Here is a 23,372-nt window from a genome sequence, read left to right on the forward strand (position 1 = left end):
CCGACGGTGATCCGGACGGTGTCGTGGATCGAGTCGAACTACACGGGCGGCTCGGACACGGCGGAGCGGATCCGGATGTTCCTCCAGGACGCGTACGCGACGTGGGGCACGACCTACGTCCTCCTCGGAGGTGACACGAACTACGTCCCGACCCGCATGGCTTACACGGCGTACTACGGGGGATGGGAGGTCTCGACGGATCTCTACTTCAGCGATCTCGACGGCAACTGGAACGGGGACGGGGACTCCAGGATCGGCGAGGGCTTCGCCGGCGTCTCGGCCCCGGGTGACAGCGTCGACCTCTACCCCGACCTTTTCGTTGGACGCGCTCCGGCAGCGACACAGATCGAGGCTGAGACATTCGTCGACAAGTGCCTGACGTACGAGAAGACGCCCACGCCGCACTTCACGGACCGCATCCTGTACCTGGCGGAGGTCCTCTTCCCGTACGACTGGGAACCCGGCGAGCTCATCAGCACGGATGGAGCGGCTCAGGTGGTCGAACCCACCCTGTCGTTCGTCCCTCCGTCCGTCAACAAGGTGCTGCTCTACCAGAACCACACCGAGTTCCCCGCCTCCGAGGAGCTCAACAGGCAGTCGGCGATCGACTCGATCAATCTCGGCTACAACATCGTGTCCCACGTCGGACACGGGAACAAGAACATCCTCCGCGTCAGCAAGAACAACTACATCACGGTACAGGACGCGGACGCCTTCACGAACACGTATCCCAAGTCGGGGTTCGCCTGGCTTCTCGACTGCACGTCGGCCGCCATCGAGTACGACGCGATCGCCGAGCATCTCATGAACAACCAGGGCGGCGGTGCGACGTCGGTGTTCGGCCCGACGAGATACTGCTTCCCGTCGACAGCCGACGAGTACTACTACAACTGGTTCGAGGATTTCTACACGCAGGGCGTCACCAAGGCCGGTGTCGTTAGCGCGAGCTGCAAGATCCCCCACATACCCGACGCCCAGTACGACAACACGGATCGCTGGACGCAGATGAGCTACGTCTTCCTCGGGGATCCGGAGCACGATCTCTGGACCGGGCGGCCGGCGGACCTGACCGTGTCGCATCCCAGCGACATCCCCCTGTCGGAGTACGATCTGTCCGTCACGGTGACCGATCCATCCGCCGTCGACAGCGCGCTGGTCTGCGTCGTCAAGGACGCCGAGGTCTATGCGACCGGCTACACGGACGCCTCGGGACAGGTCGTCCTGTCGTTCTCCCCTGAGACGACCGGGACGATGACGATCACGGTCACGGCGCCCGACCATCTCCCGTACGAGGACACGATCAACGTCACGGCGGTCTCGGGCGCGCATCTGACGCTCAGGGACACCGCAACGGATGACGACACCACCGGCTCGAGCGACGGGAACGGCAACGGTCTCGTGGAGCCGGGCGAGACGATCGAGATCAGCGTCACGATCGGGAACGGAGGCCAGTCTGCCGCGGGGACGCTCACCGCGACACTGCATGACGGTGACCCCTATGTTTCGCTCTCGGACAGCACGGAGTCGCTGGGGACGATTCCCGCGGGCGGCGTCGTCGAGTTCAGCGACGCCTTCGTCGCGACGATCGGGAACGACGCTCCGAACGAGTACGAGGCCGTCTTCACACTCGAGGTGACCGACGACGCCAGGACGACGTGGACCGAAGAGGTCCGCGTCAAGGTCCTGAGACCCATCCTGGTACAGTACATGAACGACGTCGACGATTCGTCCGGTGACGGCGACGGCATCCCCGAGTCGGGAGAAACGGTCACGCTGTCGATCGACGTCTTGAACGAGGGCAACGGACTTGCCGACGTCGTGTCCGGCGTACTCTCGTATCCGGGCGCGGCGGTCACTATCACGGACAGTACGGACAACTGGGGCGACATCGCCCCCGCCGAGATCCGGACCGGCCTCGGGGGTTTCGTGTTCACCGTCTCGGCTCCGATCACGGACCACTTCCGACTGGAGCTGACGGATGCCTACGGCAAGTCCTGGACGCGGTACTTCGACCTGGAGGCGCCGTACCAGCCGACCGGCCTCGGAGGAAGTGTCCGAGGCACGACGATCGATCTGACCTGGGACGCCGTCGTGGTGGACGACGTCTGGGGCTACCGCGTCTACAGAAAGGACACGTTCGGCGGCAACTTCTCACTCATCACCGATCTGCATCTCGAGCACATGGCGTACTACAGCGACACGGGGCTCGAGGAGAAGCAGCTCTACTACTACCAGGTCACGGCCGTCGACTCCTCCGGCAACGAGACGCTCCCCTCGGACGTGCTCGAGATCAGTACGAATCCGCCTCTCCAGAACGGCTGGCCTCTCATGGGCGGCGAGACGAACTACGGTACTCCGGTCGCGGCCGACATCGACCTCGACGGGGACCTTGAGGTCCTCATCGGATCGAAGGACGTCTACTGCTGGCACGGTGACGGCATCGAGTATCACGACGGTGACGGCGACCCCAGGACCCACGGCATCTACGCCACGGATCCGACGGGCGGGTTCCGCTCCTCGCTGACGGTCGGCGAACTCGACGGAGACGAGTATCCCGAGATCATCGGCGCGGCCTGGGGCAACGTCGGCACGGAGGCCGATCCGGTCTACGAGGTCTGGGCCTGGAACGGCGAGGACGGGACGGTGCTGAGCGGCTGGCCGGTCACGACGACGAGGTTCAGCTGGGCGACGCCGTCGCTCGGCGACCTCGACGGTGACGGACTCCACGACGTGGCGCTCCCGTGCGCCGACGGCTTCATGTACGCCTGGTCCTCGGACGGCACCGAGCTCATCGACGGAGACGGTGACCCCGCGACCACGGGCATCTTCGCGTCGCTCGACCACCAGTGGTGCTACGGCTCGGCGGCGCTGGTCGACATCGACGGCGACGGCGACCTCGAGATCATCGCGCCATCGCGTTCCGACAGCATCTACTGCTGGAACCCCGACGGCACCGACGTGCCGGGATGGCCGGTCGGGGTCACCGCGAACGCTCAGAGCTCCATCACGGTCGGCGACGTGGACAACGACGGCGACATCGAGGTGATAGCCGGGACGAATGACGACTCCGTCTGGCTGTTCGAGCACGACGGATCGACGGCGACGGGATGGCCGAAGACGCATGTCCTGAACAGCGACTTCCCCCCAACCGCGTCGCTGGCGGACATCGACACGGACGGGGACCTCGAGATCATCATGCCGGCGTCTGACGGCTCGGTCATGATCTGGCACCACGACGGAAGCGGCGTAACGAACTGGCCGGTGTTGCTCGATTCCAACTCGCACTCGACGGTCTCGGTGGGCGACATCGACGAGGACTCCGATCTGGAGATCCTGGTCGGATGCGACAGCGGGAAGGTCTACGCTTTCGACGCGGACGGATCGCTCCTCGAGGGCTGGCCGATCCAGACCGGAGGCGAGATCTACTCATGTCCCACGATCGACGATGTCGACAACGACGGCGACACGGAGGTCATCGTGTCGAGCTTCGACCAGAACGTCTACATCTGGGATACCGAGGGTGATTACGCCGGCGGGGACGGCGTCGAATGGGGCACGTTCCTCCACGACTACATGCACACGGGCCACTACGGGCTTGAGCTGCCCGTCAACGTGCCGGGCGACTTCGTCGAGCCGCCGCTCCTCGGACTGGCGCAGAACGTCCCGAACCCCTTCAATCCCGTCACGACGATCGCGTTCTCGGTGCCGAGCGGAGGGGCCGAGCTCGACCTCTCCGTCTACACGGTCGACGGACGCATCGTCGCCCGACTTGCCTCGGGCGACTTCCCCGCGGGCGACCACCAGGTCACGTGGGACGGGCGGGACGGCGCAGGGCGCTCGGTCTCGTCGGGCGTCTATTTCGTCCGCCTCTCAGGCAAGGGAGCGCAGCAGGTCCGGAAGATGACGCTGCTCAAATAGACTCCCTGCGTCTCGCTCCACAAGCAACAGGGCGGGCCCGCTGTCGGGCCCGCCCTTCTTCGTCCGTCGTATCGACCCGGTCAGTGGGGCCGGGACCGTTCACACGCTTCAATCCTCGAGCTCGGCCCACCGTTCGTAGAGCTCGTCGACGCGGGCCCTCAGGGCGCGCTGTTCGTTGACGAGCACGCGCATCTTCTCGCCGTCAGTGTAGACCGAGGGATCCACGAGCTCGATGTCGAGTTCCTCGAGCCGGCGTTCGGAGGACGCGATCTCCTCGAGGATACCCCTTCGCTCCTCTCGGGCGCGGCTCTTCGACGCCGACCGGCGCCTCCTCTCTTCCGCCTCGCGGCGCTTCTGCGCCTTGCTCTTGGGACCGCCGCTCTTCGGCCGCTCCCTGCGGCGTCCGGCGGTCTCGCTCCGGCCCCCGGCCTCGACGGCCTCGCGCTCCTTCTTCCACAGGTAATCGCTGTAGCTCCCGTGGAACAGCCGGAGATTCCCGGAGTCGACCTCGATGACCTTGTTCGCGATCGCATCCATGAACGAGCGGTCGTGGGACACCAGACAGATGGTCCCCGCGTAGCCTGCCAGCGCCTCCTCGAGGACCTCGCGCGAGGCCATGTCGAGGTGGTTCGTCGGCTCATCCAGAAGCAGGAAGTTGGCCGGTCGAAGCAGCATCTTCGCGATCGCGACTCGGCTCTTCTCGCCGCCCGACAGCACGCGGACCTTCTTCTGGATGTCGTCCCCGTGGAAGAGGAAGGCACCGAGAAGGCCGCGCAGACGGGGCCGCATCTCGTCCGGCGCGACCGAGGCGACCTCCTCGAAGACCGTGTTGTCGCCGTTCAGGCTCTTCGCAGGATTCTGCCCGAAATACTGGAGCGTCACGTTGTGCCCGAGCCTGCGTTCCCCCGCATCGATCGGTACGATGCCGCCCATGATCTTGAGCAGCGTCGACTTGCCCGCGCCGTTCGCGCCGACCAGGGCGACCCTGTCGCCCCGTGCGACATCGAGGTCGAGAGAGCGGAAGACGACCTTGTCCCCGTAGGCCTGACGCACGCCCTTCAGGGACACGGTGACGGAGCCGCCGCGCTCCGGGTCCGGGAACTCGAACCGGATGGACTTTCCGTCGGTCGGGACCTCGACGAGCTCGGATCTGACGCGCTCGATCATCTTCTCGCGGCTGCGAACGAGCGCCGTCTTCGCCTTGTTGCCCTTGAACCGGGCGACGAAACTCTGGTAGTGGGCGATGCGTCGTTCCTGCTGTTCGCGGGTCGCCCGGAGCGTCTCCCGCCGCTTCTCCCTGAGCTCGCGGAATGCGGCGTAGTTCCCGGAGTAGTCGACGAGACCCTCGACCGACAGCTCACTGATGCGGGTGACGACGTTGTCGAGGAACGTCCTGTCGTGCGACACCAGGATGACGGCGCCCTGATACTCCTTCAGGTAGTCCTCGAGCCACATCATCGACTCGAGGTCGAGGTGGTTCGTGGGCTCGTCGAGCAGGAGAACGGACGGATCCTCGAGCAGGAGGCGCGCGAGAGCGATCCGCATCTGCCAGCCGCCGCTGAACTCCTCCGTCTTTCTGCCGTGGTCGCTCTCGCTGAAACCGAGACCGGACAGCACCGTCGCCGCGCGCGCCTCGACTGTGAAGCCGTCCCGCGCGTCGAACTCGTGCTGCAGCTTCGCGTACTCGGCCAGTGTCTCGTCGTGAAGCGGTCCCTCGGAGGGAAGGTCGGCCATCCGGTGTTCCAGGTCCCGTAGCCGGTCCTCGATCTCCGTCACGCGTGAGAAGACCGTCATCACCTCTTCGAAGAGGGTCCGGCCGGCCATCGTCAGCTGCTCCTGGGGCAGGTAGCCGAAGGTCGTGCCCTTCGTGCAGAGCACCTCTCCCCTCTCCGGGACGAGATCGCCCATGAGCAGGCGGAGCAGCGTCGTCTTGCCCGACCCGTTCGGTCCGACGAGACCGACGCGGTCGCGGTCGCCGACGCGCCACGAGATGTCCTTCAGGATGGGCTGTCCCGCGAAGGAGACGGTGATGTTCTCGAGCTGGACCACGGCCGCCCCTGCGAAGAACGCGCCCGCCACACACGGCCGGACGCGCGACATGGTGTGTTCGTCCTGCTGACTCCCGCTCGGTCTGAGACCTCCGCACCTCGCGGGTGGGTCAGTATACTATCCTGGGCCGTTGTTGGCCAGTGACGCGGGCCGCACATCTCGTAAAACCCTCTGCGGCCCGCGCGTGTCACATGGATGCGCGGCGACAGCGGGCGCGACCGGTGACCGCAACAGGGGATGTACGACTTCCCCTGCCGCAGGCACGTCATCTCTCCCGCAGACGACGCGCCGAGATGAGCCCTACCCGCGAGTCCAGGAGGTTCCAGGCATGAAGAAACACCTCAAGTGGATGGTACCCGCCGCCGTGGTCGTCGCTGTCACCCTGGCGGTCGTCATGAGGCCAGGCCGCGCCGACGACGCCCAGGCGACGCCCGAGAACGGCCCGCCCGGCGCCGAGGCGAACGGGCGACGCGCTGAGGCTTCGATCGGCGACGTCGCCGTGACGCTGTCGGAGGTCGGCGAGATCCAGCCGGAGCGCATCGTCCTGGTCAAATCCAAGGTCAGCGGCAAGGTACGCGAGCTCTTCGTCGAGGAGGGCCAGGATATCGCGAAGGGTGCTCTCCTCGCGCGCATCGAGCCGGACATGGCGCAGGCGCGTACCGTGGCGAACCTCAAGACCAGCTACGGACGGGCCCGCGTGACCATGGAGCGTGCGCGACAGGACTACGAACGCGACCTCGAGCTGCACTCGGCGGATCTCATCTCCGACGAGCAGCTCCAGCTGTCGAAGGACGAGTACGACATCGCGATGATCGAGTACCGGTCGGCGCTCGAGCAGATGGAGCTCGCCGAGGAGGACGGGGTCTCGATGGACCTTGACGGAGAGTCAGCCGAGTTCCTCGACGTCGTCGCGCCGGCGTCCGGCACCATCGTGTCGGTCGACATCGAGGAGGGCGAGATCGTCACGTCGGGCGCCGTCTCCTACACGGCGGGCACGACGCTGATGACGATCGCCGACCTGTCGATCATGCAGATCAAGGCCGGGGTCAACGAGGTCGACATCGGGAAGATCCGGAACGGGCAGAACGTGGCCATCGACGTCGACGCCTATCCCAACATCACGTTCGAGGGCGCCATCGGTCACATCGCCCCGGCGGCCCGGAACGAGGACGGGGTCAAGATCTTCGACGTCGAGATCGACATCACGGACAACGACCCGAGACTCAAGCCCGGCATGACCGCGAACATCGAGATCCAGGGCGACCACTCGGAATCCGTCGTGACCGTTCCCATCGAGGCCGTCTTCAGAAAGAACGGAGGATACGTCTGCTACGTCTTCGAGGATGACGCCGACGAGCCCGCCGAGCGCGAGGTCGAGGTGGGCGTGTCGAACATCGAACGCGCCGAGGTCGTCTCCGGCATCTCGGAGGGTGAGACGGTCGCTCTCTACGACCCGGAGCTCGACGAGATCGAGATGACCGACGAGGAGCGCCGGAGACAGGAGATGACACGCCGAGCGGGCAGAGGACGCTAGCATGCTGATCAGAACCGAGAACATCACCAGGACCTACGAACTCGGAGAGGTCGAGGTCCGCGCCCTTCGAGGCGTCGACCTGATCATCGACGAGGGCGAGTACGTTGCCATCATGGGACCCTCGGGTTCGGGCAAGTCGACGCTGATGCACATCCTAGGCTGCCTCGATACGCCGTCCGAGGGCCGGTATGTACTCAACGGGGCCGAGGTCTCGAGCCTGACGGGCCGGGCGCTCGCACTGGTCCGTAACAGGGAGATCGGGTTCGTCTTCCAGAACTTCAACCTGCTTCCCCGCATAGACATCGTGGCCAACGTATCGCTTCCGCTCGTCTACCACGGCTCCATATCACGCTCGGAGCGGCGCGAGATGGCCGAGGCCGAGCTGGCGAAGGTCGGGCTCGAGCACCGTCTCCGCCACCGGCCGAACGAACTCTCCGGCGGCGAGCGCCAGAGAGCCTCCATAGCGCGGGCGCTCGTCAACCGGCCCAGCATCCTCCTTGCGGACGAGCCGACGGGAAACCTCGACTCGCGCACCGGCCGGGAGATCATGTCGATCCTCGACCGCCTCAGCGAGGAGGGCAGGACGGTCGTTCTCGTCACGCACGACGCCGCCGTCGCCGAGCACGCCGAGCGCATCATCCGGATCGAGGACGGCCGTGTCGCGAACGGAGCAGCTTCGTGAACATCCTCGAGAGTCTCGGCGCCGGCCTCAGAGACATGGCCGCCAACAAGGGGCGCGCCGTCATCACGATGATCGGCATCGTCCTGGGCGTGGCCTCGGTCGTCGCCGTCCTGGCCCTCATGCGGGGCGGGCAGGCGCAGACCGAGGCCTTCTTTGAGGAACTCGGCGGTCTCCGCGAGCTCCGGATCACCAATACCCGGACCAACAGGGTCTTCATGTCGGCCGCTGAGAGGGCCTCCGAGCGGCTGACCTACCGTGACGCCCAGGCGATCCGCAGGGAGTGCCCCTCGGTGAGCTACGTGGACCCCGAGATCAGCCGGAGGCTCAACGTCAGCTATGGCGACAGAACCTTCCGCATGCGCGTTCTCGGGACCACCGCGGACTACGTCTTCGCCGACGACATGCCTGTCGAGCGGGGGCGGTTCATCACGGACCGCGACCTCGACTCGTACGCTAACGTCATCATGATGGGCCCGACCTACAAGGAGGACCTCTTCGGCGACGAGGACGCCGTCGGGAAGGTCGTGTTCGTCGAGGGCATCCCGTTCACGGTCGTCGGCGTCATGGAGCGGAAGGAGTTCTACTTCCGGGGCGGCGGGGGCGGCGAGCGCAACGTCCTCGAGTGGTTCAACAGGGGCCACTACATCCCGATCACGACGATGATCAAGCGGTTCTCGGTCCACGACCGGCTTGACGGTCTCGAGATCGCCGCCAGGTCGGTCGACCTCGTGCCCTCTCTCATTCAGGAGGTCAGGACCGTCCTCATGCGCCGTCACGGCGTCGAGGACTTCGAGATCGACTCGAAGTCGGAGCGCATTCAGGAACAGGCCGAACAGGCCCGCTTCTTCAACATCGTGTTCTGGGCCGTGGCCTTCGTATCGCTCTTCGTCGGCGGCGTCGTCATCGCCAACATCATGCTGTCGTCGATCACCGAGCGTATCCGGGAGATCGGCGTCCGGAAGGCCATTGGAGCGTCCGGACGCGATGTCTTCATCCAGTTCCTCGTGGAGGCGATCGTCATCACGGCGCTGGGAGGCGCGATCGGGCTCGGACTCGGTCTTCTCCTCGTCAGGACGCTCGACCGCGTGCTCGTGATGCCGACGGCCGTGGACGCATCGATCCTCGCCATCGCCTTCCTGACGTCGATCGGCGTGGGGCTGGTCTTCGGTCTCTTCCCGGCGCTCCGCGCGGCGCGACTCGACCCGGTCGAGGCGCTCAGATACGAGTAGCGGAGGACCCGTGAACGTCTACGAGAGCATACTGAGCGGCCTCGCCTCGATCTGGTCGCACAAACTGCGCTCCGCGCTCACCCTGTTCGGCATCGTGGTGGGCGTCGCCGCCGTCATATCCATGTTCTCGTTCGTCGACGGGATCGTCGGTCGCATCAGAGAGGACTTCGAGAAGCTCGGCTTTGACAACACGTTCTTCGTCTCGAACATGGACCCTCTGAACCCCGACCGCCGCGCAGAGCTCAAGGCGTCCGACGGCCTGACGCTCGGCGACATCGATGCCCTCCGCGCCGAGGTACCGGAGATCCGGGGGATCACGCCGGTCGTCTCGAGCTACACCGTCATCCGTGCGGGAAGCGAAGCCCGACGCGGTCCGATCTTCGGCGTGACACCGGACGGGTTCACCCTGTTCGAGCTCGACGTCGGCGAGGGCCGCAGCTTGAGCGACATCGACGTGGAGGAGCACTCCCGTGTCTGCGTGCTGGGTCAGCTCATCAAGGAGGACCTGTTCGGCGACCGGAGTGCGATCGGCGAGACGGTCCTCGTCCGCGACGTCAGCCTGGAGGTCGTGGGCGTTCTCAGGATGAAGGAGTTCAGCCCGATGTTCGGGAACTCCGGTCAGGAGCAGGAGCACCGGAGGATCTACGCGCCCTACACGACCATCTCACACTACCTGGCAGGCACGAAGCGGATCGACACGTTCGCGGTCAAGCTGAGAAAGGGCGCGGACATCGCCTCGGGATACGACCGGATCTTCGCTGTGCTCTACCGGCGACACCGGATGATCGAGGACTTCCAGATCGAGAACGTCGCTGAGCAGATCGCCCAGGCGCGCGACCAGGTCGACCAGATCTCCAGCCAGTGGAGAGCGATACTCGGCAGCATCGCCACGGTCTCTCTGCTCGTCGGCGGGATCGGGCTCCTGTCGGTCCTCATCATCTCGGTCAACGAGCGTCTCCGTGAGATCGGCATCCGTAAGGCGGTCGGAGCGGAGGACCGCGCCATCTTCCAGCAGTTCCTCATCGAGTCGGTCACGATCAGCGTCGTAGGAGGACTCATCGGGGTTGCGCTGGGCGCCGGCTTGTGTAAGCTGATCACGCTCGGAGCGGCGGCCGCCGGTCAGGAGATGGTCATCCCTGTGTCCGGCACCGGCGTCCTTCTGGGGCTCGGCTTCGCCGTCGCCGTCGGCGTCCTCTTCGGCATCTACCCCGCCGTCAGGGCGTCCCGCCTCGATCCGATCGAGGCTATCTCGCGATACGCCTGACCTCTTCGAAGGAGGAACATGTGTTCGAAGCGATCGCGGCCGACACCGCGTCGAGCGCAACGGTGCTCGTGAAGCGCGCCGCGGGAGAGCTCGCGCGGGCCATCGAGGAGATCGAAGCGGACGACCCCGGCTCCTTCTGGGATGCACTCACCGACCTTGCGAGCGAGCTCGTGTGGGCGAAGCGCGACATGGCGCCCTTCGTCAACCTGGCGAGCGACGTTCTCGCCGCGGCCGAGCGCGGCGTGCTCTCGGGCGCTCCGCCGGACGCTCTGAAGACCGCGGCCGTCTCCGCCGCCGCCGAGACGCTGGAGTTCGCCGACGCCGATGTCGAACACCTCGCTCGGGAGGCGGAGAGGGCCCTTCCGCCTTGCACCACCGCCGCGACGCTGAGCACGAGCGCCGCAGTCCGCGCCGCCCTCGAACGCATCGCGCAGAGAACGGAGCGTGTCGTGATCGCCGAGTCGAGACCGGCGCTCGAGGGCGTGGAACTCGCCTCGAGGCTTGCCGGGACGGGCATCTCTGTTCGTCTCGTCTCGGACGCGGCGTTCCCGGCCGAGCTGACCGACGCGGACGTCCTGCTCCTCGGGGCCGACGCCGTCACGGAACAGAGCTTCGTCAACAAGACGGGAAGCTACCCGGCAGCCCTCGCCGCCCGCGAGGCAGACGTGCCGCTCTTCGTCCTTGCTCAGAAGAGCAAGATCATCCCGGAGGCGCTCTGCCGCCGACCGGAGCCCGGCGATCCGGCCGGACTGGCGCCGTCCCGGCCCGAGGGGGTCGAGGTCGTGAACCGGCTCTTCGAAGCGGTGCCGCTCGAGCTGGTGCGCGCCGTCATCACGGAGGACGGGCTGCTCCAACCGGACGATCTGACGGCCGTACTCAGGGCCCGCCCGGTCTCCCCGGCCCTCCTTCAGATGCTCTTCCCGAAGAGGCCCGGGGCGGACGTGGCGGCCGCCTGAAGGCGCTGATTCCGGTGGACTTGCCGACCGTTTCGGGCTATACTCAATTCTCTGACTACGCGCCCATGTGTGGGCGCGTTTCCCTCGCCTGCGTGTAGCCTCGAGTTCGCGCGGAGAGGGCGGTGGAAGCGACAGCTCGGGGCGTTTCTGGTGCACACGGAGGCCGAAATTGACCCAGAACACCAGGACGATCACGCCGGACAAGGTCCACGAGACACTCGGTTCTCACATGCTCGCCGACGGCTTCGACATCGTGCTCGATCTCGAGAAAAGCCGGGGAGCACGGATCCACGACTCGCGCTCGGGGAAGGACTTCCTCGATTTCTTCACGTGCTTCGCGTCGTCCCCGATCGGGTTCAACCACCCGAAGCTGACGACGCAGGAGTTCATCGAGAAGCTGGGCCGGGTCTCCGTGAACAAGCCCTCCAACTCCGATCTCTACACGATCGAGATGGCGGAGTTCGTCGACGCGTTCGCTCGACTGGCGGCGCCGAAGGCCCTGCCGCATCTCTTCTTCGTCAGCGGCGGCGCGCTGGCCGTGGAGAACGCTCTCAAGGTCGCGTTCGACTGGAAGGTCCGCCTGAACATCGCACGGGGCGTCAACCGTCCCGACGAGTACGAGGAGAACTACAAGGGCTCGAAGGTCATCCACTTCCAGCAGTGCTTCCACGGCCGTTCGGGCTACACGCTCTCACTGACGAACACGTTCGACCCGAAGAAGACCCAGTACTTCCCGAAGTTCGACTGGCCGCGCGTCCTGAACCCGAAGATGCGGTTCCCGCTCGAGGGGAAGAACCTCGAGGACACGGCGAGCGATGAGCGTGAGGCCCTGGCCCAGATCTACTCGGCCATCGAGGAGTACGGCGCCGACATCGCCGCCATGATCATCGAGCCGATCCAGGGCGAGGGCGGCGACAATCACTTCCGCCCCGAGTTCATGAAGGCTCTCCGCGACATCTGCGACGAGCACGACATTCTGCTGGTCTTCGACGAGATCCAGACCGGAATGGGACTGACCGGAACGATGTGGGCGTTCGAGCAGCTCGGCGCGACGCCGGACATCGTGTGCTTCGGCAAGAAGTCCCAGGTCTGCGGGATCATGGTCTCGGACCGCGTCAACGAGGTGCCGGACAACGTCTTCAAGGTGTCGTCGAGGATCAACTCGACGTGGGGCGGCAACCTGACCGACATGGTCCGTTGTCAGAAGTACCTCGAGGTGATGCACGAGGAGAAGCTGGTCGAGAACGCCGCCACGATGGGCGCGCGCTTCCAGAAGGGACTTCACGACATCGGCAGCGATCACGTGACGAACATCAGGGGTCGCGGTCTGATGTGCGCGTTCGACCTTCCGACGACCGAGCTCCGGAACGCCGCGCTCGGGACGATCCGCGAGAACGGCATGATGGCGCTCCCGTGCGGACCGATCTCGATCCGCTTCCGTCCCCCGCTCAACGTGACGGAGGCCGAGGTCGACGAGGCCAACGACGTCCTCGCGAGGTCGATCAGGGCTCTCTAGAACGGAATGTCTGTCAGAAGGGAAACCCACGGCGCCGGGTCTCGTCAGAGGCCCGGCGCTTCGCTCTATCCGGCCCAGCGGGCGAGGTTGATGCCGCCGGCCGGGGAGAACATGGAGGACGGCGCGCTCCTGTGCACCATCCGGACGGCCGCGCGCACGCTGCGGAAGCCGCCGCCGAGCAGAAGCGCCGGGGCGTCGGCGCGGCGGCTCGACGCGCCTGTACTCAGTCGGGCGAAGCCGCGGCTCACGCCGATGGTCCAGACCTGCCTGATGAGATCGCCGAACACGGTCTCGAGATCGGCCCCGGGAGAGATGCCCAGGAGATGGAGGTACGCGCGTCCCGAGTCGGCGGCGTCGCCCTTCCGGAAAGGGGCCGTCCTGAGAACGGCGAACCCGTCGACCCTGCCGCCCCTCCCCTCGTGAAAGACGGTCTCTCCGAAACCGCTGCGTTCGACGGCGAGAACCTCGGGCCGGTAGTCGAGCCCATCGATGAGCTCATTCGAGATACGGGCGATGCCGTCCAGCACCGACTTCCTGTCGCCTCGCCCGAGCTGTCTGAGGAGCACGACGTCCCCAGCCTTCATACCGCGGTATCTGTCCGCCTCCTTGATGAGCGGGAGTTCAAAGAGGAGCGTCGGAAAGGTCACCGCGAAACCGAGCTTGGTGTAGAGCCCGATGTTCATCCCGCTCTCGGGCATCGTCTCGAGACCCACGATGTTCGCCCGGCCCGCAAGGTACTCCATGGTGCTCGCCACGAGTGCCTTGCCGATGCCCTGTCCCTGGAACTGGGTCGGCACTCCGAACGTCCCGAACCAGCCCACCCGGCCCCAGGTGCGCCCCAGGATGAAGCCGACCATCGAGCCGTCGGCAGCGATGGCGACCTGATTGGCCTGCGGATCGATCGATGTCGAGTGCCTGAGCTCCTCGAGCGTCCGTTCAGCCACCGGCGTATCGTCGCGCCGGTAGACGCGATACCAGTCCGTGAAGACACCGGCCTCGATCTCGGCGACCGCGGGCAGGTCGGCCTCCGTCATCCGGCGAACACTGAAGTCGAGCCCCGTCATCGCCCCTCCCCGGCGCAGGGCCGTTCCCGTATCCGCTCGAAGACATAGGGGCCGGTTTCGGCGCCCCAGACCTGCTCGCCGTGCTCGTCGAAGCCCCGGTCCCAGCTCTCGAGCCGGTCCGGCGTCAGGACGATCATCGAGCCGGCGTACGCCGCCCCCCCGAGGGTGCTGGAACAGCCGGTCCCGACGGTCCCTCCCACGAAGTGCCCCTGCTCGCTCATTCTCAGGTAGACGGCGCAGCCCTCCCGGAGGTCGAGCGAGTCGGGCGTGAGCGCCGCGAGCGGCTCGTCATCCGCCCAGGCGCCGGCGAACCTGAGCGGGTCGGGAATCGCGTAGACCTCGCTCCTGACGAGCGTGTCACCCATCCCGACCACGTGGTAGACCCTCTGGCGGTAAGGCCGCTCGCGATGCGCGGCGGCCGCCTGTTCCACGTACAGCCAGTGTCCGTCGTCGCGGTCGGTCCACACGGGGACCGTCTCGAGCCGGATATCGAAGTAGTTCGTGTCGGCCTCTGCCTGTGCTGCGCTCGAGAAGGAACCGGTCAGCCATCTGGCGGCGACGTCCTCGAGCGGCTCGGTGCCCGGCGCGCCCCACGCCGGGAGTGCTGCAAGCACCACGGAAAGAACGAGAAGGGCCCTCATGTCCTAACCTCCGGGTTCCTCGTGTGTTCGGCGCTTCACGACAAGGAGCGTCATGTCATCGATCTGCGGCGTGTCGCCGGCGAAGTGCCCGACCTCATCCATGACGGCGTCGACGACCTCCCCGGCCTGGAGATCTCTCGCCCGTCTGAGGACATCGCGCAGCCTGTCGGAGCCGAAGAAGTCCCCCTCGGCGTTGCCGGCGTCGGTCACCCCGTCTGTGTGGATCGCCAAAACGTCGCCCTCGCCCAGTTCGACGGACCGGTCGCTCCACTCGGTACCAGGCAACAGCCCCAGCGGGACACCGGTGCTCGCCAGCGTCTCGTCCCGATCGGCACGAAGGAGGGTCGCCGGGTCGTGTCCCGCGCTCGCGTAGACGATGGTGCCCGTGTCGGAGTCGAGAACGCCGTAGAACGCGGTGAGGAAGAACTCGTCGTCCGTGTCGTCGAGGATCCTGCGGTTCGCCGCGCTCAACACGGCCGATGGTGACGCGCCGCCCTCGTGAGCGTACGTGCGGATGACCGTTCTGGCAAGCGCCATGTAGATTGCCGCGGCCACGCCCTTGCCGGATACATCGGCGACGAGCATGCCCCATCGTCCGCCGCCGAGCGGCACGAAGTCGACGAAGTCACCCGACGCCTCCCGTGCCGAGACGATCCGCCCCGAGAACTTCCAGCCGTCCACCTCCGGCGCCCGACGCGGCATGAAGCTCCTCTGGATCGTCGCGGCCACGGCCAGCTCCTGCTCGACGCGCTCGTGCTCGAGCTCGAGCTCGTAGGCCTCCGACCTGTGGATCGCGGCCGCCACAAGTGACGCGAGCGAGCGCGCCGCGGGGAGCGCGTCGCGAAGACGTGACGGCCCGACGCGCCGCCTGAGCGACAGGGCCCCGAGGGGGCGTTTCTCACCCGACTCGACGATCGGCACGACGGCGAGCGCGTCCTCCCCCGACGTGTCTCCCCAGGGCAGCCGCTCCCGCGGCCGAAAGACCACGGGCTCCGTGAGGTCTGAGGCCCATCGCCAGGCTTCCGGCGGCAGTGCGTCGGCGCCGCGGAGCCGCTCGACCAGCTTGCTGCCCGGGAAGCGGACCATCTCGAGCGACGAGAAGCTGAACATGGTCGACGCGTGCTCGGCCAGTAGCGTCGTCAGGTCGAGTTCACCGGGCGGCTGTTCGAGGAGCACGCGCGCAAGGCGCTGAAGCCGAACGAGCTCGCGCGACCGCTCCATCGACAATCGGGCCGTGCCGCTCGCCCAGTGCCCGGCGACCGCCACAAGAAGCGTGCCCGCCCCGAGGAAGAGCGCCGCGGGGAGACCGTCCTCGGACACCGTCGCCGCGGCGAAGGCGCCGAACGGTAGGATCAGAAGCGGCCAGCACGAGGAGGCCGCCCAGAACCTCAGGAAGACGCCCCGCGAGGGTCCCCGGAATCCGAAGGCGGGAGAGAACCAGGAGTATATGAAGATCGGAGCGTTGAAGAGCATCGTCAGGACCGCCAACACGACGGTCGCGGCAAAGGCGGCCGGCATGTCCGGCGCCGAGAGGCCGTCGGGCGGGATCGAACCGCCCCAGTGCCTGTAGAGATCGAGCGCGACAAGCGCTGAGATGAAGGTCGACGCGGCATCAAGGAGCGCGCTGCGGGCGACCCGGACGCGCCGCTCGGTCCTGCCGGGCACGTCGGCATGCTCCCTGCGCGAGGCAATGAACCGGCCGGGGATCCAGATCCACAGCGCGACCGGGCCGAAGAGAAGCGCGGCCGCCCAGATCACGACGTAGTCGAGGGCGCCCCCCATCTCGCCGACCAGGTTCTCCCCGAGGCGCACGTAGAACCTGAGGTCGAGTCCGCTCAGGACGATCGAGAAGAGAGCCAGGGGAACGAGATAGAGCCACGTGGTCGAGAGGGCGGAGAGATCGGACGAGCGGGAGAGCCAGACGACGCCGGCGACGAACGCCGGCGCCGCGTAGAGGAGACCGAGAAGGTCCATCACGACGAGCGAGCGCCCCGCCTCGTCGCCGGCGGTCAACCCCGGCAGGAGGCGACGCGTGAGGGAGAGCAGGGCCTCCTCGAACTCACCGATCCGTGCACTCAGCTCTGGTTCCGACATCTCAGGAATCGCTCAGTCTCCGCAGGGGCCCGACCTCGCCGCTTCCGGTCACACGCTCCTCGACCACGGGATCGCCCAGGTAGCCGACGCTGCCGGAGCCGCTCACGATCGCCTCGAGCGCTCCACTCGCGTTGACGAGCGCGTTGCCCGAGCCGCTGACCGTGACGACGGCCTGCTTGGTCTCGAGCGGACGGCCGTCGTACGACCCGGTGCCCGACACCGTCACCTCCTGGCGTATAGCGCGTCCCCCGAGGGTTGCGTTCCCCGAACCCGCCAGCGAGACGGACACTTCGAGCGCCGTCAGTTCGCGGATGAAGACCTCCCCGCTCCCGGAGACGTTCACACTCACGCGGTCGGCGTCCAGCGTCGGGACAACGACGTCGCAGGATCCGACGAGTTCGACGACGCTCAGCCCCCGTACGTCGACGCGTATCCTGAGAGGCGTCTCCGGACGCAGGGCGACGGCGCCGAGTTCGCCGACCTTTCCGATGTGGAGGGTCCCGCGGCGCACGGCGGTCTCTATCGCCGGGACGATGTTGTCGTCGCCTTCAATGACCACGCCGGTGCTGTCTCCCTGTACGATCTCGACCGATCCCGGAATGGACAGGGAGATGCGGTTGAAGTCGCCGACGATCCGTCTCTCTTTCGCAGGTGTCCCTGAGCCGTCCAGCGTCTGCTGACAGGACCCGAGGACCAGGGCACCCGCCGCGGCGAGCGCCAGGAGCAGATATCGTCTCATGTGTCTCTCCCCAAACCCGCATCGCAGGCTATTCGACGCTCGTGACGCTGCCCGCTCCGCTCGTGTGCTTTCTGACCGCGGGTGAACCGGAGTACAGGATGCTGCCGGCGCCGGACGCACTGGCGTCCAGGTCCTCGAGCACGTGCAGGAGGACATCGCCCGCTCCGCTGGCGGCCGCCTCGGCCACGCGGCACTCCACGTCGCGCGCCGAGAGGCTTCCCGCGCCGCTCGCTGTCACCCTGAGGACGTCCACTGTTCCACCGGAGAGCACGCAGTCGCCCGCGCCGCTGACGTTCACCACGAGCTCACCGACATCGATGGAGGCTATGCTCGCCGACGCCGCTCCGGAGACCGTCAGGTCGAGCGTCTGTCCGCGCAGCCTCTCGGCTGTCACATCGACGGCTCCGGAGACGTCGACCGCGAGGAGCTCGTTCGCTCCCACGGTGATGCGGAGCGGGAGCTTCGGGTCGTAGTTGCCGCGCGCGAGACCGATAGTGAGTTCGCCGCCTCTCACCCGCGTCTCGACGTCGGGCACGATATTGTCGTCTCCCTCGACGGTGACGTACTCACCCTCGCCGAAGTGGATGACGAGCTCGCCGAACCCACCGGCGCTCAGTCGATCGAAGCTCGAGACGACACGCTCGTCGGTCGCCGAGACGCCGGAACCGGGAATCGACCCCATCCCCGGAACGTCGCAGCCCGCGAGGCCGGCCGCGCAGACTCCGACGGCCGTCAGAACGGCACAGAACCTGATGGTCTTCACGTTCATCCACCTCCTAGTACCCTCTGTCGACGTCGACGCGGTTCGGCGCGGGTCCCCCGCGGGCCAGCGCGTTCAGCACGCGGGCCAGCGCCTCGACCCGGCGCCTCTCGGTGTCGTCGGCCTTGAATGCCCCTCCCCTGTGAGGGCTCATGACGACGTTGTCGAGTTCGTTGAACGGACGCGACGAGGGTGGCGTGTGAGCCCGCTCCTCCTCGGCCCGCGGGTAGTTGTACCACACATCGATGCCGGCGGCGCCGAGCGCCCCGGACCGGAGGGCCTCGAAGAGCGCGTCCTCGTCGACGACGCGTCCGCGGGCGATGTTCACGAGCACCGCACCCGCAGGAAGCAGCCCCAGGCGATGGGTGTCGATGAGACCCTTGGTCTCGTCCGTCAGGGGCACCGAGAGAACGAGAACCGACGACTGCGGCAGGAGGCCGTCGAGGTCCTCCATGGCATGCACATCGTCCGGGACGTCGTCGTCGCCGGGGCGAAGCGTCCTCTTCACGCCGATGACATGCATCCCCAGTCCGCGGCAGGCTGCCGCGACGCGTCTCCCTATGGCGCCGTAGCCGAGGACAAGTGCCGTTCGCCCGTCCAGCGTGGTAGAGGTTTCGTCGCCGTAACGCGGGCGCCAGTCGCCGGACCGTAGTGCGCGGTCCATGACGACGACGCGCTTCGCCGCGGCCAGAAGGAGCGCGACGGCTAGCTCGGCGGCGGGAGCGGCGTTGTGGTGGATGTTGTGGACCTCGATGTGCCGGTTGTCGAGCAGGATCTCCCGTGTCGCCCGCGGCAGTCCCGACCACGGGATGACAACCGTCCTCAGGTTCGGGCTCCCCTCGATGTCCTCCCGGGAGGGAAGCCCCTGAACCAGCACGTGTCGCTCGCTCTCGATGCCGTCCGCCTGTCCGACCACCACCCGGATCCCGGGGACCAGCAGTTCTCTGAGATGCGCCTCGTCGGGCGTCGCCTCAGGAATGTGGACGATCAGACCGCCGCCCACGTTCGCCTCCTAGCTGACAAGCTCGGCGTCGAGCACGATCTCTGTCGCGGCCAGCGCCTGGGACACAGGGCAGCCCCTCTTGGCGCTCTCCGCCTGTTCCTTGAAAGCGGCCTCGTCGATGCCGGGCGCCTTGACGCGCGTTGTGAGCTCGATCCTCGTGATCTTGAAGCCGTCGTCGACCTTGTCGAGGTGCACCTTCGCCTCGGTGCTGATCTCCTCCGGCGTGAATCCCGCCTGCTCGAGGCCGAGCGAGAGCGCCATCGAGAAGCAGCCCGCGTGCGCCGCCCCGATGAGTTCCTCGGGGTTGGTCCCGTCGCCCTCCTCGAAACGCGAAGCAAAGGAGTAGGCCCCCTCGAAAGCCCCGCTTCCGAACTTCATTGTTCCCTTGCCGTCCCTGAGCCTGCCCTGCCACACCGCGTTTGCCTTCCGTACCGGCATCGTTCCTCCCTTGTCGAAGTCGTCGCCCGGCGTGCCGCTCCATGCGGCCGCCTCTCTACTGATGCTCTCCCGCCGTCTGCGTCGCGGACGCGAGCCTGACCACGGTCGCGCCCCAACCGCCGGCGTCCGACGCCAGACGGAACGACTCGACCCCGGGAAGCCGTCGCAGGATCGAGTGGACGGTCTCCCTGAGTGCGCCCGTCCCCTTCCCGTGGACGATCCTCACGTCGAGGATCCCACGCTCCCTGCACAGTTGAAGATAGTCCGGCACGAGGTCCTTCACGTCACCCGGTCGGAACGTGTGAAGGTCGAGCGTGCCGTCGATCGGGATCTCGTTCACCGCACTCCCCACGCTCTCCGAGGACCGGCACCGGCATCAGTAGCTCGGGCTCAGGAGCCCTCCGATGATGAGCTCGGTGGCGTCGTCCTCACTGAGCCCGCGCGTCATGAGCGTCTCGAGCTGCTTCGAGTCGACGCTGCCGATGGCCGCCTCGTGGGTCACGTGGGCCTTGGGATGGCGCACCTCCACGATCGGTACGGCCTTCGCCACGGCCTCTCCCTGCACGATCTCCTTACAGTCGACGTGACCCCGCGCACCCGGAGCCGACGCCGTCAGCGTGTTCCTGATGTCGGCCTGAGCGGTGTCCCTGACGGCGATGTTGGTGGTCAGAACGCCGCGTGCTCCCTCGCCGACGAGATCGGCCTTCTCGTGGATCCTCACCCGGTCGTCCCCCCGCGCGCTGACGCGAGCGGCCATCTCGAGGACGCTCCCCGTGTGACAGGTCGCCGCGTAGTCGAAGTCGATCTCGCCGACGGAGCCTCTGACGAGCTCGAAGTCCGTCCGGAAGCTCGCGCCCTCCTCGAGCGTGATGGTGGCCTTCGGAACGACCCGCACGCCACCCTCCTCTCCATGAACGTGCCGCTCGAGGTAGACGTACTCCGCGCCCCGTCCGATCGTGATCTCGGCATCCATCGTGTGGAGCACATCGACGGCGTTCGGGAACGTGCAGCTTGCGAGAATGGCGACGCGCGAGTCGTCCTCCATGCGCGTCGTCATGTCGATGCGCTGTATACCAGACTCGGGCAGGACGCCGAAGCAGATCCGGACCGGCTGCTCGATCCTGGCGCCCTTCCTGACGACGACCGAGACATCGAGCCCCTCGTCCTGTTCCTCCGCCTCGACCTCGAGACCCGGGACGAGATGCAGGCCGAGCACCTCGTTACCGTGGACCTCGACGTGCGCCACGTCACCGGCGGTCACACACTCCTCACCGATGCTCTCGTAGAGAGCGCGCACGAGTTCCTGTCTATCCACGCGACTCCTCCATGTCCGGTCTGTTCTGGTGGTCGCACGGGATGCACTTCTCTCCGAAGTACTGCTCGATCTTCGAGACGGCGCCCTTTCTGATGACGCGCCCGCAGCACATGAGAAAGGCGTGGTCCGCCTGCTTCAGCACCGTGAGGCTGTGCGTGATGAGCAGCACCGTCGCGCCGCGCTCGCGGAGCGACCCGATCGCCTCGAAGATGCGGTTGAGGGCCTCGACGTCGATGCCGGAGTCGGGCTCGTCCATCAGCACGACCCTCGGTCGCATGGCGAGGATCGAGGCGAGCTCGATCCGCTTTCGTTCGCCGCCGGACAGAGTCCTGTCGACGGCGCGCTCACGATAGCGGTCGGGCTCCAGTCCGACGAGCTCGAGGAGCTCGTCCAGATCGCCTCCGTCCTCCGAGACCCCGGCGAGCACGAAGTCGCGCACCGACAGCCCCTCGTACCGGGCGGGCTCCTGCCAGGCGAGCGTGATGCCCTTCCGGGCGCGCTCGTCGACGGTCGCACCCCGAATGGACCGTCCGTCGAGCAGCACGTCCCCGTCGTGTTCCCTGTAGCCGTGGAGCCCCATGATCGTGGCCGCGAGTGTCGACTTGCCGGCGCCGTTCGGCCCGACGATCGCGTGGACGTGCCCCTCCCAGAACTCGACAGAGAGGCCGTCGAGTATCCTCTTCCCTCCCAGGTCGAGGCGCAGGTCCCGGGCTTCGAGTATCGTCGAGTGCTCCATCGATGGTTCCCTTCACCGGCTTCGGTCGCGCGGCCTCCGCGCCGCATGAGAGCTCACACCACCCTACAGCGTCTCCCGGGGCGTTTCACGCCCTTTCGGGACGACCCCGACCCGCGACGAGGCGCAGCAGCGCCGCCGGGTCCACGTTCCTCCCGCAGACGATCACGCAGACGACGTCCCCCGGACCGATCGCGCCGTCTCCCGCGAACGCGACCGCGCCGGCCGCGGCCAGTCCGGCCGCGCCCTCCGCCACGAGTCCCTCAGCGAAGAGCAGACGCACGCCGGCCGCGATCTCGTTCTCGTCCACGCCGGCCCACGCGGCGACGAGCTCGGCACACGGCTCGAAGGTCACCGACCCGGGTTCGACGCCGCCCGCGGTCGCGTCCGAGAGTGTCGGTTCGACCCGGGCCTCGACGATCCGTCCGGCGCGGACCGACTCATACATGGCGGGCGAGTTCAGAGGGTACGCGCCCAGCACCCTCACCGACGGGCGCTCGACCGCCAGGAGGCCCGCCTGCCCGGCGATGAGCCCGCCGCCGCCGACCGAGGCGACGACGGCCGATACCCGGGGCAGCGCCTCGAGGATCTCCACGGCGACCGTCCCCTGGCCGCCGATGACGTGCTCGTCATTGTAGCCCGAGACGAATGTGCGTCCGCCTCGCTCGGCCTCGGCCCGGGCGAGAACCTCGGTCTGAGCGCACTCGGCCCCGCGGACAACGACCTCCGCGCCCCGGCGTTCGAGCGTCTCCACCTTTCCCCGATCCGCGCTCTCCGGCACCCAGATCTCGGAGGAGACGCCGGTCTCTGCCGCCGCGCGGAGCACGGCGAGACCGTGGTTGCCCGTCGACGCCGCGATGACGCCGCGGCCGCGCGCGTCGTCTTCGAGCGCCAGCAGCCGGTTGAGGGCCCCGCGGTACTTGAACGACCCGGTGTGCTGCAGCGACTCGAGCTTGAGGTGAACGTCGGCGCCCGTGAGCTCCGAGAGCGTGTCGGAGCGCACGAGCGGCGTGTTCCGCACTCTCCCCCTGAGCCGGTCGGCCGCGCAGGACACCATCCGATGGATGTTCACGTCGTCACCTCCGTCCCGCCCTCGCGGGCCCTCCTCGCCGATATCGTGCCGAGCCAGACGGACGCCACGATGCCGGCGGCGACGTTCGACAGAGCGCCTGCCGAGAAGATGCCCACCAGCCCGAAGAGCGACGACCCGAGCACCGCCAGGGGCACGTAGAGTCCAAACACCTGCAGAAGCGACGTCGCGGCACCGTCGATCGGCCGGTCGAGCACGCTCAGCGAGGTCGACGAGAGCAGCAGAATGCCCCTGAAGCCGTAGCTGGCCGGCACGATCCAGAGGTAGTCGATGATCCTCTCGATGACCTCGGGGTTCTCACTGAACGCTCCGGCGACCGGGCGGGCGATGACAGCCAGTACGACCGC

The 23,372-nt window shown here is 67.1% G+C and carries 19 protein-coding genes; 7 read left to right on the forward strand and 12 right to left on the reverse strand.

Features of this window, described 5'->3' with window-relative positions:
• A partial coding sequence (locus GF405_03930) for a T9SS type A sorting domain-containing protein (protein ID MBD3367314.1) occupies positions 1-3,918 on the forward strand: 3,918 nt, incomplete at its 5' end.
• A 108-nt stretch (positions 3,919-4,026) separates the two neighbouring features.
• On the opposite strand, the gene GF405_03935 is transcribed toward GF405_03930, so the two are convergent.
• Entirely contained in the window at positions 4,027-6,018 is a 1,992-nt protein-coding gene (locus GF405_03935; protein ID MBD3367315.1) for an ATP-binding cassette domain-containing protein, read from the reverse strand.
• A 277-nt stretch (positions 6,019-6,295) separates the two neighbouring features.
• Here GF405_03935 and GF405_03940 point away from each other — a divergent pair, with 277 nt between their 5' ends.
• The 6 genes from GF405_03940 (at position 6,296) to GF405_03965 (ending at position 13,148) form a co-directional block, all read left to right on the forward strand.
• Complete coding sequence (locus GF405_03940; protein ID MBD3367316.1) at positions 6,296-7,501, forward strand: efflux RND transporter periplasmic adaptor subunit; 1,206 nt, start codon at positions 6,296-6,298, stop codon at positions 7,499-7,501.
• A 4-nt stretch (positions 7,502-7,505) separates the two neighbouring features.
• A complete protein-coding gene (locus GF405_03945; GenBank protein ID MBD3367317.1) occupies positions 7,506-8,183 on the forward strand; it encodes an ATP-binding cassette domain-containing protein in 678 nt (225 codons plus the stop codon).
• Positions 8,180-9,412 carry an FtsX-like permease family protein gene (locus GF405_03950; GenBank protein ID MBD3367318.1) on the forward strand — a complete coding sequence of 411 codons (1,233 nt, stop codon included), beginning with the start codon at positions 8,180-8,182 and terminating at the stop codon, positions 9,410-9,412. The genes GF405_03945 and GF405_03950 overlap by 4 nt, the downstream gene beginning before the upstream one ends.
• A 10-nt stretch (positions 9,413-9,422) precedes the next feature.
• Positions 9,423-10,676, forward strand: a complete 1,254-nt coding sequence (locus tag GF405_03955) for an FtsX-like permease family protein (GenBank protein MBD3367319.1) — start codon at positions 9,423-9,425, stop codon at positions 10,674-10,676.
• Positions 10,667-11,632, forward strand: coding sequence for a hypothetical protein (locus tag GF405_03960; protein ID MBD3367320.1), 966 nt, complete (start codon positions 10,667-10,669; stop codon positions 11,630-11,632). Before GF405_03955 ends, GF405_03960 begins: the two co-directional genes overlap by 10 nt.
• A 169-nt stretch (positions 11,633-11,801) precedes the next feature.
• Positions 11,802-13,148: an L-lysine 6-transaminase gene (locus tag GF405_03965; protein MBD3367321.1), complete on the forward strand. Its 1,347-nt coding sequence runs from the start codon at positions 11,802-11,804 to the stop codon at positions 13,146-13,148.
• Positions 13,149-13,213: 65 nt separating this feature from the next.
• On the opposite strand, the gene GF405_03970 is transcribed toward GF405_03965, so the two are convergent.
• From GF405_03970 to GF405_04020, 11 genes are all read right to left on the reverse strand, one after another.
• A complete protein-coding gene (locus GF405_03970) occupies positions 13,214-14,212 on the reverse strand; it encodes a GNAT family N-acetyltransferase (protein ID MBD3367322.1) in 999 nt (332 codons plus the stop codon).
• Complete coding sequence (locus tag GF405_03975) at positions 14,209-14,853, reverse strand: hypothetical protein (protein ID MBD3367323.1); 645 nt, start codon at positions 14,851-14,853, stop codon at positions 14,209-14,211. Before GF405_03975 ends, GF405_03970 begins: the two co-directional genes overlap by 4 nt.
• Before the next feature lie 3 nt (positions 14,854-14,856).
• On the reverse strand, positions 14,857-16,947 hold the full coding sequence (locus tag GF405_03980) for a SpoIIE family protein phosphatase (protein MBD3367324.1): 2,091 nt from the start codon (positions 16,945-16,947) through the stop codon (positions 14,857-14,859).
• 1 nt (position 16,948) lies between these two features.
• Entirely contained in the window at positions 16,949-17,842 is an 894-nt protein-coding gene (locus GF405_03985; protein ID MBD3367325.1) for a hypothetical protein, read from the reverse strand.
• Positions 17,715-18,455 carry a hypothetical protein gene (locus tag GF405_03990; protein MBD3367326.1) on the reverse strand — a complete coding sequence of 247 codons (741 nt, stop codon included), beginning with the start codon at positions 18,453-18,455 and terminating at the stop codon, positions 17,715-17,717. The genes GF405_03985 and GF405_03990 overlap by 128 nt, the downstream gene beginning before the upstream one ends.
• A 7-nt stretch (positions 18,456-18,462) precedes the next feature.
• A complete protein-coding gene (locus GF405_03995; protein ID MBD3367327.1) occupies positions 18,463-19,437 on the reverse strand; it encodes a hydroxyacid dehydrogenase in 975 nt (324 codons plus the stop codon).
• 21 nt (positions 19,438-19,458) lie between these two features.
• Positions 19,459-19,887 (reverse strand): OsmC family peroxiredoxin, encoded by a 429-nt coding sequence (locus GF405_04000; GenBank protein ID MBD3367328.1) that lies wholly within the window; start codon positions 19,885-19,887, stop codon positions 19,459-19,461.
• A gap of 55 nt (positions 19,888-19,942) precedes the next feature.
• Positions 19,943-20,227: a DNA mismatch repair protein MutS gene (locus GF405_04005; GenBank protein MBD3367329.1), complete on the reverse strand. Its 285-nt coding sequence runs from the start codon at positions 20,225-20,227 to the stop codon at positions 19,943-19,945.
• 36 nt (positions 20,228-20,263) lie between these two features.
• Positions 20,264-21,202, reverse strand: coding sequence for a SufBD protein (locus tag GF405_04010; GenBank protein ID MBD3367330.1), 939 nt, complete (start codon positions 21,200-21,202; stop codon positions 20,264-20,266).
• A complete protein-coding gene (locus tag GF405_04015; GenBank protein ID MBD3367331.1) occupies positions 21,195-21,938 on the reverse strand; it encodes an ATP-binding cassette domain-containing protein in 744 nt (247 codons plus the stop codon). The genes GF405_04010 and GF405_04015 overlap by 8 nt, the downstream gene beginning before the upstream one ends.
• 85 nt (positions 21,939-22,023) lie before the next feature.
• Positions 22,024-23,007 carry a pyridoxal-phosphate dependent enzyme gene (locus GF405_04020; protein ID MBD3367332.1) on the reverse strand — a complete coding sequence of 328 codons (984 nt, stop codon included), beginning with the start codon at positions 23,005-23,007 and terminating at the stop codon, positions 22,024-22,026.
• Positions 23,008-23,372 lie beyond the last annotated feature (365 nt).

The sequence above is a fragment of the Candidatus Effluviviaceae Genus V sp. genome, assembly GCA_014728125.1.
Classification (GTDB): Bacteria; Joyebacterota; Joyebacteria; order Joyebacterales; family Joyebacteraceae; genus WJMD01.

Coding starts and splice junctions, on each gene's coding strand:
- GF405_03940 (MBD3367316.1), top strand. CDS start 6,296: ATGAAGAAACACCTCAAGTGGATGGTACCCGCCGCCGTGGTCGTCGCT.
- GF405_03990 (MBD3367326.1), bottom strand. CDS start 18,455: ATGAACGTGAAGACCATCAGGTTCTGTGCCGTTCTGACGGCCGTCGGA.
- GF405_03970 (MBD3367322.1), bottom strand. CDS start 14,212: ATGACGGGGCTCGACTTCAGTGTTCGCCGGATGACGGAGGCCGACCTG.
- GF405_03975 (MBD3367323.1), bottom strand. CDS start 14,853: ATGAGGGCCCTTCTCGTTCTTTCCGTGGTGCTTGCAGCACTCCCGGCG.
- GF405_04000 (MBD3367328.1), bottom strand. CDS start 19,887: ATGCCGGTACGGAAGGCAAACGCGGTGTGGCAGGGCAGGCTCAGGGAC.
- GF405_03935 (MBD3367315.1), bottom strand. CDS start 6,018: ATGTCGCGCGTCCGGCCGTGTGTGGCGGGCGCGTTCTTCGCAGGGGCG.
- GF405_04015 (MBD3367331.1), bottom strand. CDS start 21,938: ATGGAGCACTCGACGATACTCGAAGCCCGGGACCTGCGCCTCGACCTG.
- GF405_03985 (MBD3367325.1), bottom strand. CDS start 17,842: ATGTCCTCCTGCACGTGCTCGAGGACCTGGACGCCAGTGCGTCCGGCG.
- GF405_03980 (MBD3367324.1), bottom strand. CDS start 16,947: ATGTCGGAACCAGAGCTGAGTGCACGGATCGGTGAGTTCGAGGAGGCC.